At 33.6% G+C, this 19092-nt stretch carries 15 protein-coding genes; 9 read left to right on the forward strand and 6 right to left on the reverse strand.

The window, feature by feature from the left end; translation table 11 throughout:
- Nucleotides 1–228: 228 nt before the first annotated feature.
- From PL77_RS07825 to PL77_RS07835, 3 genes are all read right to left on the reverse strand, one after another.
- Complete coding sequence (locus PL77_RS07825) at nt 229–2640, reverse strand: thiamine pyrophosphate-dependent enzyme (protein ID WP_044203520.1); 2412 nt, start codon at nt 2638–2640, stop codon at nt 229–231.
- A 174-nt stretch (nt 2641–2814) separates the two neighbouring features.
- Nucleotides 2815–4296, reverse strand: coding sequence for a transglycosylase SLT domain-containing protein (locus PL77_RS07830; RefSeq protein WP_044203521.1), 1482 nt, complete (start codon nt 4294–4296; stop codon nt 2815–2817).
- An 82-nt stretch (nt 4297–4378) separates the two neighbouring features.
- Nucleotides 4379–5920 carry a SpoIIE family protein phosphatase gene (locus PL77_RS07835; RefSeq protein ID WP_044203523.1) on the reverse strand — a complete coding sequence of 514 codons (1542 nt, stop codon included), beginning with the start codon at nt 5918–5920 and terminating at the stop codon, nt 4379–4381.
- 227 nt (nt 5921–6147) lie between these two features.
- On the opposite strand from PL77_RS07835, the gene miaA reads away from it, so the two are divergent.
- On the forward strand, nt 6148–7092 hold the full coding sequence (miaA, locus tag PL77_RS07840; protein ID WP_044203524.1) for a tRNA (adenosine(37)-N6)-dimethylallyltransferase MiaA: 945 nt from the start codon (nt 6148–6150) through the stop codon (nt 7090–7092).
- 97 nt (nt 7093–7189) lie between these two features.
- On the opposite strand, the gene PL77_RS07845 is transcribed toward miaA, so the two are convergent.
- Nucleotides 7190–7444: a hypothetical protein gene (locus tag PL77_RS07845; protein ID WP_044203526.1), complete on the reverse strand. Its 255-nt coding sequence runs from the start codon at nt 7442–7444 to the stop codon at nt 7190–7192.
- Between the two features lie 173 nt (nt 7445–7617).
- Between PL77_RS07845 and PL77_RS07850 the strand changes: the two genes are divergently transcribed.
- The 4 genes from PL77_RS07850 to PL77_RS07865 all read left to right on the forward strand — a co-directional run bounded on the left by PL77_RS07850 (nt 7618) and on the right by PL77_RS07865 (nt 10229).
- Complete coding sequence (locus PL77_RS07850; protein WP_044203527.1) at nt 7618–8310, forward strand: pseudouridine synthase; 693 nt, start codon at nt 7618–7620, stop codon at nt 8308–8310.
- Entirely contained in the window at nt 8303–9148 is an 846-nt protein-coding gene (locus tag PL77_RS07855; protein ID WP_044203529.1) for a S1 RNA-binding domain-containing protein, read from the forward strand. The genes PL77_RS07850 and PL77_RS07855 overlap by 8 nt, the downstream gene beginning before the upstream one ends.
- Before the next feature lie 163 nt (nt 9149–9311).
- Nucleotides 9312–9836: a SiaB family protein kinase gene (locus PL77_RS07860; RefSeq protein ID WP_156152287.1), complete on the forward strand. Its 525-nt coding sequence runs from the start codon at nt 9312–9314 to the stop codon at nt 9834–9836.
- 12 nt (nt 9837–9848) lie between these two features.
- Nucleotides 9849–10229: a DUF1987 domain-containing protein gene (locus PL77_RS07865; protein WP_044203533.1), complete on the forward strand. Its 381-nt coding sequence runs from the start codon at nt 9849–9851 to the stop codon at nt 10227–10229.
- A 52-nt stretch (nt 10230–10281) separates the two neighbouring features.
- Here the strand turns inward: PL77_RS07865 and PL77_RS07870 are convergent, their stop codons facing one another.
- Nucleotides 10282–11628 carry a hypothetical protein gene (locus tag PL77_RS07870; protein WP_044203535.1) on the reverse strand — a complete coding sequence of 449 codons (1347 nt, stop codon included), beginning with the start codon at nt 11626–11628 and terminating at the stop codon, nt 10282–10284.
- A gap of 257 nt (nt 11629–11885) precedes the next feature.
- Between PL77_RS07870 and PL77_RS07875 the strand changes: the two genes are divergently transcribed.
- Entirely contained in the window at nt 11886–12911 is a 1026-nt protein-coding gene (locus PL77_RS07875; RefSeq protein WP_044203537.1) for a rod shape-determining protein, read from the forward strand.
- A gap of 86 nt (nt 12912–12997) precedes the next feature.
- Here PL77_RS07875 and PL77_RS07880 read toward each other — a convergent pair whose 3' ends face one another.
- The gene (locus PL77_RS07880; protein ID WP_044203538.1) at nt 12998–13975 is read right to left on the reverse strand and encodes a M48 family metallopeptidase; all 978 of its coding nucleotides are present in this window, start codon (nt 13973–13975) and stop codon (nt 12998–13000) included.
- 260 nt (nt 13976–14235) lie between these two features.
- On the opposite strand from PL77_RS07880, the gene PL77_RS07885 reads away from it, so the two are divergent.
- From PL77_RS07885 to rlmD, 3 genes are read left to right on the forward strand one after another with little or no spacing between them, the layout of a single operon-like run.
- Complete coding sequence (locus PL77_RS07885; RefSeq protein WP_156152288.1) at nt 14236–16713, forward strand: BamA/TamA family outer membrane protein; 2478 nt, start codon at nt 14236–14238, stop codon at nt 16711–16713.
- A 37-nt stretch (nt 16714–16750) separates the two neighbouring features.
- The gene (gene folK / locus PL77_RS07890) at nt 16751–17245 is read left to right on the forward strand and encodes a 2-amino-4-hydroxy-6-hydroxymethyldihydropteridine diphosphokinase (protein ID WP_044203541.1); all 495 of its coding nucleotides are present in this window, start codon (nt 16751–16753) and stop codon (nt 17243–17245) included.
- Nucleotides 17246–17272: 27 nt separating this feature from the next.
- On the forward strand, nt 17273–18682 hold the full coding sequence (rlmD, locus tag PL77_RS07895; RefSeq protein ID WP_044203544.1) for a 23S rRNA (uracil(1939)-C(5))-methyltransferase RlmD: 1410 nt from the start codon (nt 17273–17275) through the stop codon (nt 18680–18682).
- The last annotated feature ends 410 nt before the right edge of the window (nt 18683–19092 follow it).

The raw sequence follows: 19092 nt of genomic DNA on the forward strand, positions 1-19092 counted from the left end.
CGTTTTTTTAGAAATTTATCTTTTTAAAGATTCAAATTAAAATATAACTTTGCAATGCTGAGTAAATATGAGGTAAATCCACCTCGAAATGCAACTCATTTACTTCGCATTAGGCCACTTCTTATGGGAGTGGTTTTTTTATTGATGTGAAGGGAAATAAAAAACGCCTATACAGCATAGCTTGTACAGGCGTTTTGGATCTTTCAGACCTTTATCTTTGAAATACTCTTAATATAATTCAGGGTATTCAGTTGGTTTTACTTCAGACATAATCTCATAAGCCGCTTCAAAAATATCTTCTGTATTAGGCTTAGAGAAATAATCGCCATCCGATGCATAAGCAGGTCTATGAGGCATTGCAGAGACACATACTGGAGATGAATCTAAGAATTCATAGGCTTTTTGCTCATCAATTACTTGTTGCATCATGTATCCCGTTCCGCCACCAGGCATATCCTCATCAGCAAAAATAACTCTATTTGTTTTTTGAATAGAAGCTTTAATAATTCCTGTTGTGTCAAACGGTAACAATGATTGTACATCAATAACCTCAGCGCTTATTCCAATTTTAGCCAATTGATCAGCGGCTTCCATTACGATTCTACACATTGAACCATAAGTTACAATAGTGATATCTTGACCTTCTTTAATAACTTCAGGAATACCAAGTGGAGTACAAACTTCATCGATGTTTTCAGGCATTTTCTCTTTTAAGCGATAGCCATTCAAACATTCAATAATTAATGCAGGTTCATCAGACTTGAGCATTGTATTGTAGAAACCTGCTGCTCTTGTCATGTTTCTTGGTACTAGAATATTGACACCTCTCATACTATGGATGAGTGCCGCCATTGGTGAACCAGAATGCCAAACACCTTCTAGACGGTGACCTCGTGTTCTAATGATTAGTGGGGCTTTTTGACCGCCTTTTGTTCTGTATTCCAAGCAAGCCAAATCATCAGTTAATGCAGTGATAGCATAATAGATATAATCCAAATATTGGATTTCAATGATTGGCCTCAATCCACGAAGTGCAGCACCAATACCTTGACCGAGAATTGATGTTTCTCTAATACCTGTATCAGTAATACGGATTTCACCATACTTGTCTTGAAGATCAGCAAAAGCTTGGTTTACATCACCAATTTTACCTACATCTTCACCAATGGCAAAAACTAAAGGATTCTGCTCAAACATTTTATCAAAGCAAGCTTGCATAATTTCTCTGCCATCGACCATTGGTGAGTTGGCATTGTAAATTGGAAGTACTTCTTTAATATGTTTTGTTGCAGCTGCAGATTCACTGTAAAGGTGACTGCTATATCTTTCGTAATTTTCTCTTCTCTCTTTCTTTACCCATTCCTGCATATCTGTTTTGATGGGCAAATTAGTATTGCGGAGCTCTCTTAAAGATTTTCTGATTACAGAAATAGCATCTTTTCGAATAGGGTTGATGGTCTTTTTAAGCTCTTTGGCTAAACGTAAGATTTCATTGTTTTCAGGAAGTGAACTTACAGCTCTGTTCATCAATTGCATTGCTTCGTCGTATTCCTTTGTCATACTTACTTTGAAGCTGTCCCAAGCTGCCTTTCTTTCTTTTTTTACCTTTTCAAGGCTTTCTTTTTCAATGACTGCAATTTCCTCTTCTGTAATAAAACCTTCTCCTACAGCCCATTCTTTCATTTTCTTAAGGCAGTCGTATTCCAATTCCCATTCTAAACGTTCTTTCGATTTGTAACGCTCATGAGAGCCAGAAGTAGAGTGACCTTGAGGCTGGGTTACATTCACCACGTGAATTAATGAAGGTACATGTTCTTTTCTTGCAATATCAACAGCTTGCTTGTACGTTTTAACAAGGGCAGGGTAGTCCCAACCATCTACTGTAAATACTTCAAGACCATTTGAACCTTTTGTCCTTTGGAAACCTTTCAGTGCTTCACTAACACTATTTTTGGTCATTTGATATTCGTTGGGAACAGAGATGCCATATCCATCATCCCAAACAGCACAGACCATCGGTACTTGTAGAACACCAGCAGCATTGATTGATTCAAAAAATGCACCCTCTGCACAAGAGGCATTACCAATACTACCAAATGTTACTTCGTTTCCTTTATTTGTAAATTTCTTTGCAGTTTCATTATCCAAAAGCTCAGGATTGTTTCTATATAACTTAGAAGCATAGGCTAAACCCACCATTCTAGGCATTTGGCCAGATGTAGTAGAAACATCAGCACTTGAATTTTTTTGGTTAATTAAATCTTTCCAAGAACCATCTGGATTAATACTTCTAGTAGAGAAATGAGAATTCATACATCTACCACCACTTGATGGCTCGGCTTCTATGTCAGTATGTGCGTATAATTGAGCGTAAAACTCTTGGATAGTTAATTGATTGATTGCAAACATAAATGTTTGATCTCGGTAATAGCCGGAGCGAAAATCACCCTCCTTGAAGAATTTAGCCATTGCAAGTTGGGCGACTTCTTTTCCGTCTCCAAAAATACCAAATTTGGCTTTACCCATGAAGACTTCTTTTCGACCAATTAAACTCGCATGTCTACTCTCAATAGCTATCCTGAGGTCATTCACTACTTCTTCTTTCGAAAAAGTGTATTCTGAGATTTGCTTTTTTGTCATCTTTATTTAGGACGATATTTACGATTCGTCATTATTGATTCGATGCAAAAATAAGGAAAAATGTGGGGTTTTAAACCTAAAATTCCTAAAGTGTAAAAAATACGTGAATAATTTTTTTACACTTTAGGAATTCAATAAATACAACTTGTTATAGGAGAGAGAGTTAACTACTTATCAATTATTTCTTAATAATTCAATATATCTGTTGTATCGTTCTGAAATATCAGTAACGTAATGAACAGGTTCTTTTCCTCTTGCATACCCAAATTTTACGACTTCATCATGGTAATAATGTTTGTTACTTTTAAGTAAAAGGTATTTTTCAACATTATCATCCCAAACTAGAGGGTCATGATCATATTTTTTTGCAAGACGTTGGGCATCTCTAACATGACCTTGTCCTGTGTTGTAAGATGCTAAGACAAATTTCAATCGTTCTTTCTCGTCCGGTATATCCTTCCAATACTCTTCCAGCCATTTCAGGTATTTTGTTCCTGCACGTAGGTTTTGTCGAGGATCACGTGGGTTATTAGCACCATACATTTTAGCAGTAGCAGGCATTAATTGCATAAGTCCAACAGCACCTACCCATGACTTTGCATGTGGGTCAAACTTTGATTCTTGAAATACTAAAGAAGCAAGTAATAACCAATCCCATCCTAAAATATCAGCCTGTTCCTTGATTATCTCATCGTATTTTGAAAGTAAACCTCTATGATCTACGCTGCTAAAGTATTCACTGTCAAAACGTTTCGATTGGGCTCTGACGTTTTTGAAATACTTATTATAGATGACATAAAAATCAGTGGTGTTTTTCATGCTGTCTAACCAGTGACTTACTTTAGCTTTGAGCTCTGGTGATTGTTTTCTTGTGGCCCAAGCAATACGTTGAGGAAAACTAATCGCAGTTTCAATATCAATATTAGGGTAATAGGTGTTATTTAGTTTAGCGATATTCTCGTCTGCTACAGTAAGTTCAATTTCTTTATTAGCAACCTTATGAATAAGCTCTTCAGTACTTGTAGTTTTGTTCGCTAATACGATATTTATGTCCTCACCCAATTCATTTTCTAAGTTTTTTAGACGTAAATGATAAGGTGTATTTTCTCTTACTGTTACCGTCTTGTTCGCAAGATCAATAACATTTCTTATTAACTGTTTATCTGTTTTATGTTTGGGTATTTTACGCCAATTATCAGGTTTTCTTTGTACAAGTACTTGCTTGATTTGAGCTAAAGAAGTAGTGAAATCCACTCTTTCTTGACGGTCTTTTGTAATAGCAAGTCCATAAGCAATTAAATCTCCGTCACCTTTTTGTAAGGCCATGGATAAACTATCAATGCTTCTGTAAACTTTAACATGGAGTTCCAAATCAAGATCATGAGCTAATTTTGAGAGTAATTCATACTCATATCCCATGGTTTGACCTTTATAAATAAAATAAGAAGTAGAACTATAGGCAGTTAAAGCAATCAGTTTTCCTCTTCTTTTAATTTCAGGGAAATCTTTATTGCTAAACTTTTCTTCTTCTATTTCAGTTTCAACAATCTCTTGGTTAGCGTTTCCACTATTTTCTCCATTTTTAGTTGTAGTACAAGAAAAATGGAAGAATAAGAGTATTAAAAAGTAGAATAGGTTATACTTTCTATGATTCATTGATCATTTGCTAGTTTTAAAAAAATATTTGACCGTAAATATAATCTATAATCTTTATAAAAATGTATTCTTCAAGGAATTCTTATTCCATGGTGAATCCCATTACTAACACATCGTCAGTTTGTTCCTCACTTTTTTTCCATGTTGAGAAGGTGTTTTCAAGAGTACTAAGTTGCATTTTCATTTCCATATTTCTGTTCTCAAATAGTGTGTTTTTTAACCTTTTCGGCATAAATTTCTTCAGCCTTTCACCTCCAAATTGATCTTGGAAACCGTCACTATACATGTAAAATCTCATATTTTCATGATATGAAAATTCATGTTTGGTAAAAGGAACTGGTAATTGGTCAGGATGAAACATCCCAATAGGTTGGCGATCCCCTTTTATACAAACAAGTTCTTCATTGTCAGTATATAATAATGGGTTTTTAGCCCCTGAAAATGAGCATGTTTTATTATATGAATCAAATACGGTGAGTGCTAGATCCATACCATCTTTATTACTTGTAGTTTCTTGTTTCAGCTTTTTTCGAATAGTTAGATCCAATTGATTTAGGATTTCAGCAGAGTCAAATACTTGTTTATTGATGACAATATTGGTTAATGCTTCAGAACCTAATAGCGACATGAAAGCACCTGGGACACCATGACCTGTACAATCCACGGCAGCGATTACTGTATATTGTTCTTGCTTGTAAAACCAGTAAAAGTCGCCGCTGACAATGTCTCTTGGCTTGAAAAAAATAAAACCATCTTTAACAATTTCAGAAAAGCGATGGATAGAAGGAAGAAAACATCTTTGAATCTGTTTAGCATAATTAATACTTTCAAGGATAGCATGGTTCATAGATTCAATTTGAACATTTTTCTTCTTTTCTAATTCTATGTAAGCATCCTCTAACTTTTTGTTACTCTCTTTGAGCATGTCATTCATGACAGATATTTCCTCAGCGTTTTGACGTACCTCTTCTTCTGCAGAGATTAATTGTCCATTGGTTTCTACTAATTCATTTAATGTTCTTAATTGCTGGTCAACAAAAAACTTAGATAAGAAAAATAGCATTGTGGAAATCATAGAAAAATTGATCATGAGTAGCATATTGAATACATGATAATTTTTCAGTGATTTAGGAGTGATATGTTCAATGTCGTGGTCAATTAAAATCACGATGCCCATCAAAAATACAAAAATACAAAGCCAATAGTATAGAGATTTGCCTCTGTAAAAAGCTAAGGTCGAAGTCAAGGCAAAAAGAGACCATATCATTACAACTCCTGTAGAACGTGTTCCACCTAATATGATTTGAAATACAAAAGGTAAAAGTATTGATAAGAAGGTTTGTAATGCTTTACAGGATCTTTTAAAATCTTTTGTGGCCCAAAAGTAGAGATTGAAAATACTGAAAATGACGTAGCCTAAAGGGATATAACCTGCTGTTTGAAGATCAAAATAAAATGAAAGCCCACTCCAAGTTGTACCACCAAAAGTCATAAGAATAGAAAAGAGTAAAAAGTTTCTATCTGACTCCCTTTGGGTCACTTCTTCAAATAGCTCTGAGATTCGTTTTTTAATAGATTGAAACAACGAGTAATTTATTAAAGGTATTTCAAGTTTAATGGACATCTGTTATTCTTGTCTAATGGCCTACCTTATGTAATTGAAATTACAAACAGCTCACGATATATAGATTGGGTCAATAAATGTTATTGTAAATTTACATTAGTGTAAAATCACTGAAATACATTTAGATTAGCACTTTTAATCTAAGTCAAAAGTGAAAATTAATTTTTGACTTAGGAGTTAATATTTAATTTCGTGTTTTTTTTTATCAATAGATATTATTTATAAATATGTCACAAGAAAAATCTTTGAATTCTCCATTAGTAGTAATAACAGGGCCAACTGCAAGCGGTAAAACAGCTTTAGCAACACACTTGGCTGCTACAATAAATGGAGAGGTAATTAGTGCAGATTCTAGACAAGTTTACAAGAGGATGGATATTGGTACAGGAAAAGATTTATCAGAATATAGTGTCAATGGAAATCCAATACCTTATCATTTAATTGACATATGTGAACCTGGGGAGACCTTTAATGTTTATCAATTTCAGAAGCATTATGCACAAGCGATTCAGCAAATTCAATCGAATCATACTGTTCCAATTTTGAGCGGTGGGACTGGATTGTATATCGAAGCAGTAACATTGGAAGGTTATGAACATATTTGGATTCCAAGAAATGAAGAATTGAGATTGTCTCTTGAAGGAAAAACAATCGATGAACTGTCATCAATTTATGAGGAATTAAAGACAAGTCGTGATGATCATAAAGGAATTGAGCATCGAGAGCGATCACTAATCAGGGCAATCGAGATCGAGTCGTTTCTGAAAAGCGATCAAATATCAAAAGATAGACCTGTTGATATTCCACAATTACAGACTTCAAACTTTGCAATTCTCATTGATAAGGATACAAGATGGAAAAAAATTGAAAAACGATTGGATGAGCGATTTAATGAAGGTATGATTGATGAAGTGAAAGCTTTGTTAGATGAAGTGGGTGCAGAGAAATTGAAAAGTTTTGGTTTAGAATATAGACATATTACAGAGTATTTGTTAGATGAAATTTCATTTGAAGAAATGAGAGAAATACTGATGGTGTCCATCCGCAAGTTTTCGAAAAGACAAATGACTTGGTTTAGAAGAATGGAGAAAAAAACGAAAATCCATTGGATACCTGTAGAATGGGAGATGGAAAAGAAAATTGATTTTGTGAGAATTCAGACGGGGTTGTAATTATTAGAAAAAATAAATTTATTCATATTAGTAGTATTAATAATAAGCGATAAAAAAATGATGCTGTTTCAATTCAAATTGAAACAGCATCATTTTTTTATTTTTTCTTTTTTGGTACATAAATGGTCATGTCGTCGTCCACTTTTATCGCTTTCTCAAAGTTGTTTTGTTGCTGATAAGAGGGATTAGACTGTTGCTGTTGGCTAAAATAAGGATTGTTTTGTGCTTGTTGCTGTTGCATCTTCATCAATCTTTTGCTTAAGATACCCATTAAGAACTTAATAATGACTTTAGAATATCTTTTAAAAAGAAATACAAATGCAGCGACAACAATTAATATTTTTATTAGCATAAGTATAATTTGTATAATTTAATTTCGTAATGTTTCTGTATTAAAGCTCCAATAATGAAAATATTGAAGACTTAACTGTATATTTGTCTTTTTGCAAATATAAACACTTTATTATAACGTAAGGTAAGGTGTCTATGTTTAATAATTGAAATTTCTTTAGGTTAAATTAATAAATGTTGGAAATCTTATATCAAGATGAACATTTTGTAGCCATCAATAAACCCTCAGGCTTAATGGTACATCCTTCAGAACTTACCGGACGTGAAGGAGAGTTTGCAATGTATTTATTAAGAGATCAGTTGGGTAAATATGTATATCCTTGTCATCGATTGGATAGGGCTACTTCAGGAGTGTTGATCTTTGCATTCAGTTCAGAAATGTGTCAACAGTTTCAAGAGTTGAATAACGAAAGTGGGGAAGTAAAAAAAGAGTACCTCTCCATTGTAAGAGGGCATTTATTGGAATCTAAGGTGCTGACTAAAGATATCAAAAATAGGTACGATAAAGTCTATAAATCGGCTAAAACTTATATAGAACCATTGGAGAGAGTAGAGTTGCCTATTCCGGTGGGGCCTTATCAAACCTCAAGGTATACTTTAGTTTTGTCAAGACCTTATACAGGGAAGACACATCAAATCAGGCTTCATTTAAGAGGAGAAAATCATCCTATTATTGGTGATAGAAGGTATGGTGATCACCGCCATAATAACATGTTCTTGGAGAAGTTTCAATTAGACCGATTATGGTTACATGCTTGGAAGTATAGTTTCATACATCCCATAACACAAAAGTTGACGGAGATAAAAGCAGAACTACCAAGTGATTTTAAAGAGATATTAACATTAATAGATATTAATTATGAGTAAGGTACTCGTTGGTGTATATAACGAATTGGAAGTGGCTAGAGTAACGGATTTTGGTTACTTCTTTGCCACAGATGATGGGGACGTTTTTATGCCTAAAAGATTAGCAAAAGGAGAGTTGAAAGTAGGAGAAACTACTACAGCTTTTATTTATACAGATCAAGATAGAAGATGGGTTGCTACACATGAAAAACCCAAAGGTATTGTGGGTGACTTTGTAACTCTTCCTTGTAAAGATACCAACCGAATGGGGGCGTTTTTAGACTGGGGAATATCCAAAGATCTATTTGTTCCTTTCGCAGAACAAGAAGAAGCCCTTAGAAAAAAGAAGTATTATACTGTCTATATTGACTTGGATAGAAAAACAGGAAGGGTTTTTGCTTCTACAAAATTATATAAATATTTATCCAGAGATACTTCATCTTTTTATACTGATCAGGAAGTTTTTTTATACATAGCTCATGAAGTAGAACTTGGGTATGAATGTATTGTTAATAAAAAATGGAGAGGTTTATTATATAAGAATAAAGTATTTAAACCTTTAAAGGAAGGAAGTAAAATAAAAGGTTTTATTTCTGCCATACGACCTGACGGAAAACTCGATCTTTCGCTAACAAAACAAGGCTATCACTCAGATGATGTTGACAGAAAAGGAAAAGAACTAATTCTATTAATGAGAAAAAAAGGAGGTTCGATGCCGTTTAACGACAAGAGTCACCCGAAAGATATTATGCGTGAATTTCAAATGAGTAAAAAACAATTCAAACAGATTTTGGGTTATTTATACAAAATTGGGGTTGTAGAATTCACAAATGAGGGTACAAAATTGGTAAATATTTAAATTTTGTAATTATTTTTAAAGAAACATTTTGAATATCAAATTAAGATGAAGTAATTGTATAATTATAACATTTCATTTTGATATGATGAGATGAGTACATAGTTAAAAATTGGATAACACTCTATTGAAAGTGCATTCAGAAGTCGATACACTATACCAAAAAATGCGGGGTGCAAATGGAGAAGAACTATTTGCATTTAAAGGCATGATGAATGACGATATTCTCGGAGAGATTCTAAGTAGAGTGGAGGATACTTTGTCTGAGTATGAATCATTAATGAAGCTTCAACGTCGAATTAATGTGATTGCTGTAGAAATTCTTCAAAATATATTTCATCATTTTGAAGGAGTAGATTCCACTACTGTTAATGATCCTTCCCACAATGTTGTCATGTTCTTGCTATCTAAAGGAAAAGATGCCTATTATATTATAGCAGGAAATTATGTTCCTATTGAGACCGCGGAATTTTTAAAAGAGAAAATAGATTCTATTAACAATCTATCTGTAGAAGAACTTAAGAAGCGTTACCGCAAAGTTCTCAGTAATGGTGATTTTTCAGAGCAAGGAGGTGCAGGCTTAGGCATAATTGATATAGCTCGTAAATCTGGTCAGAATTTGGACTATGATTTTATCACTAACGATAATAGAAACTCATTTTTTACAATCAAAGTAAGCGTACCCGTATAATCGCACTAGAAGATGAAAGATTTTCTTAAAAAAGATACTCCTAAAACTCCTCTTATACAAATGGAATATGAGAGTGGTTATTTTTTAATATCAGGTAGGTCGATTCCTGAAAATTCGATAGAGTTTTATAGACCATTATTTGAATGGTTGGATGAATATAATACTAAACCACAATCGAAAACTCAGTTCGATGTGAGATTAGAGTACTTTAATACAAGTTCTTCAAAGTGTCTAGTTGAAGTTTTTAGAAAGCTAGAGTTTTTAAAAGCAAGCGGACATGAAGTTGAAGTAAATTGGTATTACGAAGAAGATGATGAAGATATGCAAGAATCTGGAGAAGACTTCAAGGAAGTTATCAAACTACCAATTCACATGCATATTTTAGAAGAATAAAAAAAGGAGAGTCTTAATTGCTCTCCTTTCATTTTATGTAGCTATTCTTACTCTATATCTTAGGGTCATTTTCTATTGCAGTATTAATTAAATCATCTACAAAGTGTTTTGCCTTTTTAGGTAGAGAAATTACCATCTTGCCTGATTGGTACAATGGTAATTGATCAAATATTTTAGCTACTTTATCCAACTCGTCCCTTTTCAAACTAATTTTTAGAAGTTTATTCTCAAACGAAGGCTTATTTTTATAAATAGCATCCAATAGTTCATATTGAGGGTCTGTAAAAATCAGGTCTCCAATAGAAGATCCAATATTATTCATTTCATTTCTCTCAATTTGATCCATTAGATAAAAAACCTCTATGTCAATTTTACCTTCCTCAACTTCTTCATCTTCTTCAATTAAGAATTGGTTTTCATATACTAAAAGAATATGAGTAATTAATTCCTGTTGACTTTCAGAGAAGTATTTTTTGATGCTATCCCATTCAATTTCTTCAGTAAAGGCTCCTTTTAAACTGCTAAGTTGTTTTTTATTGTATTTTGAATCACCTATTTTAACGAATGTTTTATCATTAAATACAGCATCCAGAAGTTTTAATTCAGCTTTTGAAAAATTATTATCTGCAAAAATAGAATTGTCATCATTCGTTGTGCTGCTTGATGATTCAATCTCATACAACTCTTGAATACTAAAGGTGTGGAACTCATTGGGCTCCTCATCATTGAGGAGTGAGCACTTTTCTAAAATATTTAGAATGAAATGCTCTTGATCCATGTCTAATGGAGTGTTCTCAGGATATTCAAGTGTAGTAATGATTTCACGAACATAATCCAGCTGAGCAAGGTTAAAAGTGAGATGGCCAATTTTCACCTCTTTCTTGTTCTTTGTCTCGTCTTCATGAATAATAGACAAAAACTCAAATTCTTGATCGGAAAGAGTAGTAGCTGATGTTAATTCACTATCGCCAAATTCTCTTTCAATCTCATTCATCATGAAAAGAACACTAATGTTTTTCAGAGAATCAATTAGTTCCCATCGGTTTTCGTCCTCGTATTCCCAATCTGTTTCTATTTCATCTAGTTTTTCACTTAAATCCTTGAAAAAAGACAGTTGTTCTGCTTTTTGGAGTACTTCTTGAATAGCATTGTATACAGGAGTCCTCTTTCCTTTACTGAAGTCAATATTGTCAAGTATTGCTTTTACTTGTTGTAACTCAGAAGCTGTAAAAGGAGGGAAAAGAGAAGAATTGCTTTCTTCACTTTGATCATAAATAGATTTAAAGAATTCAAACTCATTAAGAGAAAAAATAAAATCGCTTGCTTCTGGAGTGATATTATGAGCTTCCAAATCTAGGCGGTCACTTTTTTCTAATTGATAGATTTCTTCAATGTGCATCTGATGAATTTTATGTTTCGTTCTTAAATACCTCCAATAATAAGGAGATAGAATTAAAATACATAGAGAAATTACAAAACAGATGTAAAAAAACGAATGTAATTTGTACTCTTACTTTCTATTTAGAGGTAGTTTTTGCAGATTTGCAAAGTTAATGGATAAACTGACCTTAAAACTGTGCAGAACTTCATCAAAAATGAGGTGATTGTGATCTTTTTTATTGGACCAATAATAGAAATATACTGAAATAATAATATATGGGATTGTTTGATTTCTTTTCTAGCGACCTGGCAATTGACTTAGGTACTGCCAACACACTCGTTATTCAGAAAGACAAGGTAGTTGTAGATGAGCCTTCAATCATTGCATTAGACCGTCAGAATGGAAAAGTCATTGCTGTGGGTACAAAAGCGATGCAAATGCACGAGAAGACGCATGAAAACATCAGAACTATTCGTCCTCTTCGTGATGGTGTTATTGCTGACTTCCACGCTGCAGAGCAGATGATACGTGGTATGATACGTATGATCAATCAAGGGAAAAAATTCTTTACTCCTTCTCACCGTATGGTAATTTGTATCCCTTCTGGTATCACCGAAGTGGAAAAACGTGCCGTACGTGACTCAGCAGAGCATGCTGGAGCAAAAGAAGTTTATATGATTCCTGAGCCGATTGCAGCTGCAATTGGTATCGGTATTGATATTGAACAACCTGTAGGTAGTATGATTGTAGATATCGGAGGAGGTACGACTGAAATTGCAGTCATTGCTTTATCTGGTATTGTTGGAGATCAGTCAATTAGAACTGCCGGTGATGTATTTACAAGAGATATCTTGGATTATATGCGTCGCCAACATAACCTATTAATAGGTGAGCGTTCTGCTGAGAAAATCAAAGTAGAGGTAGGTTCTGCATTGACAGAGTTAGATGAAGAAATCGAACCATTTGAAGTAAGGGGTAGAGATTTAATGACTGGTATTCCTAAAGTAATCACAGTAACTTACTCAGAAGTAGCTTACGCTATTGATAAGTCTATCTCAAAAATAGAGGAAGCAGTATTAAGAGCACTTGAAACTGCACCACCAGAATTGTCAGCAGATATTTATGACAGAGGTATTCACTTAACAGGTGGAGGAGCTTTATTGAGAGGATTAGATAAGCGTTTATCGATTAAAACAAAGCTTCCAGTTCATGTTGCAGATGATCCGTTGAGAGCAGTTGTACGTGGTACAGGACAGGCATTGAAAAACTTAGACAACTTTAAAGCAGTATTGATGACTTAGTCATTAGTGCTTACTATATAACAATAAAGCCTTAGGAACCGATTCCTAAGGCTTTATTAGTTTATGAGGTTTACGTTGTAGCTATTTTATTCGAAACTTTTTTTGTTTAAGATTCCCTTTACAAAATCAGTAGCATCTTTCACTTTTTCATTGATGGGGTCAGTATAATCTTTGAAATCCTCCTGAAAACTATACGTTTTTGCATTGTCTTCCGAAAGAGGAGAGTTATCATAATTGCCATTCAAGATGTTTTCATATTCTCCACTTTGTACCCATTTTAATAATTCTGCAATTCTTGTAACAGGAAATGGATGAGACTCAAAGACCGTATTTAAAAATTTGTGAGTCTTATTCATAAAACCTGATTGTCTTTCATATTCTTCAGCTTGTTTTAAAAATTCACCCAAATTCATCTCCTCAATCATACCTCCACCAGCAATTTTCATTAAGAGATGGATACAGGTTTCTGGGTTTTGAGAAGCAAGTAAACTTGCTCTGTCGGCAGAAAGTTCACTTTTGCGTTCCCATTCTTTTAGTCCCATTATCAACCCTAATATAGCTGTTTTCCCAAGCGGAATGCCAATGTCCATAATCGATAACTTCAGTAGAACTTGCAATAAAGTATGGTATAAAACATGACCTGATAAAATGTGCCCCAATTCATGTGCTATTACGGTCAGAAGTTCTTCTTGATTCAAGGTTTCCACCATGCTAGAATTAAGAACAATAAAAGGTCTTTCAACCCCAATTGCTCCTGCATTAAGCACTGGACTCTGAGAAATATATAATTCAGGAATATCTTTAATGTCAAAAATCTGACATGCTTCTATTAATAATTCGTAAACTTTTGGAAATTGGAGGTCATTGACTCTGACTGATGAAGCTAATGTCATCATCCTCAGTGACTTTTCTGTTGTGTTACTAATTATGAATTTCAATAGAGTATCAAAGCCAGGCATTTTTTGTAATGCAGATAAGGCTAATTTATCGGTAGGATGCTCCCATGAATTGGGATTAATATTAGGAAATTTCTTTTTATGAATTTTTAGTGCTTCTGAGTTCATTTCAATTCTTGCTTAATGCTTTTTTATTTCTAATTTATCATTAATAATTTAAAACTTTCCTATTTGAAAGTGATATTTCATTTCAAGGAATATAAAAAGTGCTTTTAATAGGTATATTTGCGTTTTAAATTAAGGCTAAGTATCTGAAAAGATATATTTTTTCACTGTTGTAAATACTTCACTTGAGAAATCATTTATACATATTTATCATCTTCTTCTCAAACCTATTGTTGATTTCAAGTTGTGTTTCCTATAAAAATTTGGAACAGGATAGGAGTCTTTTGGTTGATCAAAAAATTGAAGGGTCAAAAGCGATTGATAAATCTACTCTATATTCTTATATACGATTAAAACCCAATCGATCATTATTCAAGTCGGATATTCGATTACCTCTTTATTTTTATATGAGAGGGGAGAAATTTTATAAAAGAAACTATCAAAAAGATAGTATAAAATATGCTGACATGACGGAGTATTTTGAGGAAGTCATAAAAGCAATGGAGGATGAATGGAAAGAAGATGTAATTGATAACAGAGCGAACTTAGATAGTCTTTATCAGCAAGATGTTTATTTGGTCTATAAAGATTTAAGAAAGGCAGAGAGAAAGGCAGTGAGGGATTCTGTACGTGGAATCAAAAAATTGAGAAAAATCAAATCTAAATCAATCAGTAAAACGGAGAAAATTGCTGAGAGAGTAGAGAATGGAAACTGGTGGATGCGATCAGCCGGAGAACCACCTGCTTATTTTGATTTAGAAGAGTCACAAAATACCCAGAAACTATTAGAAAGGACATTACATGCGAAAGGCTATCTTAATGCATCTGTAGATTTAGAAGTAGATACAGTCATTTACAGAGATTATCGATTAGTTTCTGAAAAATATATCATTAAAGAACAATCAAAATGGAAGGTCAATTCGGTTAAATATAAAACCCCAAGCTACAGTATTTATAATGAACTTCTGACTTACAGTAAAAAAAGTTATTTACAAGAGAACGGTCCTTACTCAGAAAATAGTTTACAGTTAGAGAGAAGTAGACTTACTAAAGTGTTGAAAAATAGTGGATATTTTGATTTTGCATCAAACTATATTCATTATGAGGTGGATACAAATAATGTTCATGGTAAAGTAGATATATTAATTTTAGTTGATGCCCCAAAGTCAGGGGAACGACATACAAGGTATCATATCAATGATATTACTTTTGAAACGGACCCTACTGATCCAGTACTTTCAGACACCGTCGAATATGAGGATGTCACATACATTCAGCATGCAAAAAAGTATAAACCTAAAATTTTAGATGGCAAATTAGCCTTAAAAGAAAGCACGCCATACAATGAATTATTATCCAATGATACAAGGCGTTTTCTTAGTCAAATGGACGCTTTTAAATTTGTGAACATTGAATATGTAAAAACGGGTAAAGATTCTCTGAATGTTTTTATTTACCCAAGTTCATTTGATAAATACCAATATGCCTTTGAAACAGGTTTAAATGTGAGCCGATCTTTACCAGGGCCTTTTGCTAGTGTTTCTCTAAAATCAAGAAACGTTTTTCGAGGTGCTGAATCAATAGAGTTTAGAGGCCGTTTTTCATTAGAAGCACAAGCCAGTGTATCAGAAAGCAGCAACGAAATTTATAATGGTACTGAATATGGTTTTAGTACAATCTTAAATATTCCAAGACCATTAATTCCATTTTATAATAGATTCAATGAGTCTTATTATATCAGAAATGCCAAAACGAAAGTGCTGGCAGATGTTTCTTATGTAAGTAGACCCGAATATACTCGTCTTAATTTAAAAGGGCTTTTTGGATACGATTGGAGAAACCGTAAAGAAGATTTATTTGAGTTGTCTCTTGCTGATTTGAACGTTGTCAGAACGCCATTTTTGAGTAATGATTTCAGAGTGCGATTACAACAATTAGCAGAGCAAGGAAACACGCTACACTATTCATTTGATAACTCATTTGTCTCAAGTACCCACATCAGTATGTCACGCATGAGAGGGGATTATATGACTAGTTCTTCTAAAGCGTCTTACATGAAGCTTTTTGGAGAAGTGGGTGGTAATATTCTCGATTTAGTAAATCAATGGTCAGGCAGTGAACCTGGAGCAATTTATGGACTTCGTTACTATAAGTTTTTTAAATTCTATTTTGATTACCGTAAGGTGACACCAATTGGAGGTCAGAAAAAACACTTCTTTGCATCAAGGTTACATATGGGCGTTGCAAAATCTTATGGTGAAGTAGAGGCTTTACCTTATGAAAAATATTTCTTCTCCGGAGGAGGTAATAGTAATAGGGCTTGGAGACCTAGGCGATTGGGACCAGGTTCTTATACACCTCCTCAAAATGAAGATGGATCTTTCAATTATAGTTTTGAACAGCCCGGTGATATGATCATCGAGTTCAATGTAGAATGGCGTTATAAAATATCACAACTTTTTCAATGGGCCTTTTTTATTGATGCTACTAATGTATGGTTGTTGGAAGAGGATAATACAAGGCCTGGAGGAAACTTTGATGTGACTCGTTTTTGGAAAGAATTTGGAATAGGAGCAGGACTAGGAGCTAGAATCGACTTTTCGTTCTTGCTTATTCGTTTAGATGTAGGGACGAAGATCTATGATCCAGCAAGAAGAGAAGGAGATCGTTTTGTGGCAGGGTACGATTTTCTTGGAAAAGGGACTACTGAATTTAACATCGGTATAGGGTATCCTTTCTAATTATTCTTATTTTTGTGCGAAATTTTAAAATGAATAAATGTCAGAAAAGAATATTGTCCTTTTGTTAGGGGCTAATCTTGGAAATAAAGAAGAGACTCTTCGTCAGGCTGTAAAGGAAATTAATAATGATGTTGGTGAAGTTTTAAGCCTTTCACATTTCTATGAAACAGCAGCGTGGGGAAAGGAGGATCAACCTAGTTATTACAATCAAGTTTTGGTGTGTAAGTCAACGATGAATCCACAAGATTTATTAAACACAACTCAAAATATTGAGCAGAAATTAGGGAGAGTTAGAAAAGAAAAGTGGGGAGCAAGAATTATTGATGTTGATATATTGTTTATTGAAAACGAGGTGGTTTCAGATGAAAACTTGAAAGTGCCACATCCTTTTATTCAAGAAAGAAGGTTCACATTAGAACCATTAACAGAAATATTACCAAACTTTGTTCATCCGGTTTTAAATCAATCTTTAAGTGATTTACTTTTGCACTGTAAAGATCCGCTTACAGTAAAAAAGCTGTCAATTAAATAGGTTTATCTTTAGATAGGAAATACTTTAATGGGAAGAAGAAAAAAAAATATAGTATTAGAGAACGTCAATATTATTGATGTTGGAAGTGAAGGAAAAGCAATTGCAAAAACAGAAGATAACATGACTGTTTTTGTAACAGGTGCCGTTACAGGTGATGTTTGTGACCTTCAAGTGACAAAAAAGAGAAGAGCGTATATGGAAGCTCGCCCAACACAGTTCCATGAATTATCTGATCAAAGAGTTGAACCTTTCTGTGAGCACTTTGGTACTTGTGGAGGTTGTAAATGGCAAATGTTGGATTACAAATGGCAATTGCATTACAAGCAAAAACAAGTTGTGGATCAATTATCAAGAATTGGTAAGGTTGAATTACCTGAGATCACTCCAATTTTTGCTTCTGAAGAAACTTTTGAATACCGTAATAAAATGGAATTTACCTTTACAGGTAACCGTTGGTTGACAAAAGAAGAAATGGAATCCAATACGGAAGGAATTGAAAAAAGAGGAGTAGGACTTCATTTGCCAGGTATGTGGAATAAGATTCTACACCTAAACAATTGCTACCTTCAAAATAAACCTTCTGACGATATCAGAAAATCTGTTTATGATTTTATTGTAAAGAATGACTATACAGTTTATGATCAAAAAGAAGAAGATGGTTTCTTAAGAAACATGGTCATCAGAACTTCTTCAACAGGAGATATCATGGTGATGTTATTGTTCTTCAAAGATGATGAAGAGAAACGTAATGCTCTTTTAGATCATATTAAAGAACAATTCCCTGAAATTACTTCTTTATTATATGTGATTAATGGTAAGAGAAATGACAGCTACCATGATCTGGATGTAATTACTTACCATGGTTTGCCTTATATTGAGGAAGAAATGGAGGGCTTGCGTTTCAGAGTTGGACCTAAATCGTTCTACCAAACAAACTCTAAACAAGCTTACAATTTATATAAAGTAGCTCGTGACTTTGCAGAGTTGACAGGTGAGGAAAAAGTATATGACCTTTATACAGGTACGGGTACAATTGCTCAATTTGTTTCTAAAAAGGCAAAAGAGGTGATTGGTATTGAGTATGTAAAAGATGCCATCAAAGATGCAAAAGTCAATACGGATTTGAATGGTATTGAAAACTGTAAGTTCTTTGCTGGTGATATGAAAGATATCTTGGTGCCATCATTCATCAAAAAGCATGGAGAACCGGATGTGATTATCACTGATCCTCCAAGAGCGGGTATGGATGAAAAGGTAGTTGCTCAGATCTTGAAAGTAGCTCCGAAGCGCATCGTTTACATTAGTTGTAACCCTGCTACACAAGCGAGAGATTTAGCACTATTAGATGAGAAATACAAAGTGACAAAGGTAATGCCTGTAGATATGTTCCCTCACACTTACCACGTAGAGAACGTCGTTGCTTTAGAATTAAAATAAATAAGGAAGAGAAGTTTTAAAAAAGCTTCTCTTTTTTGTTTTTAATAAAAATTAAAAGAGTTTATTACTAAATTTGAATTAGAATCCATGAATAGGTGTAAGATATGTAATACACTTCTGAATTGGGTTTGAATTGATAGATTTTTTACGTAAATTTACGTAGTAATACTTAAAAGGACTCGCAACAACTTCATTTAACATCTAGATTAACTCTTAATTTGATTATTGTGGGTTCTTTAATAATGAATATTGCTTCAAAATTGTAATAATTTATTAATACGATTTTAGTTTAAATTCTAAAAATAGAGTTGGATATTAAGTGGTATGATATCCGATTATACTAGGTTAGGGGATAAATATTAAATTTTATTTGTAAATTTGCACTGCGAAAAAACAGATAATTGTATTTA

The organism is Flammeovirga sp. OC4, assembly GCF_000812565.1.
Taxonomy (GTDB): Bacteria; Bacteroidota; Bacteroidia; order Cytophagales; family Flammeovirgaceae; genus Flammeovirga.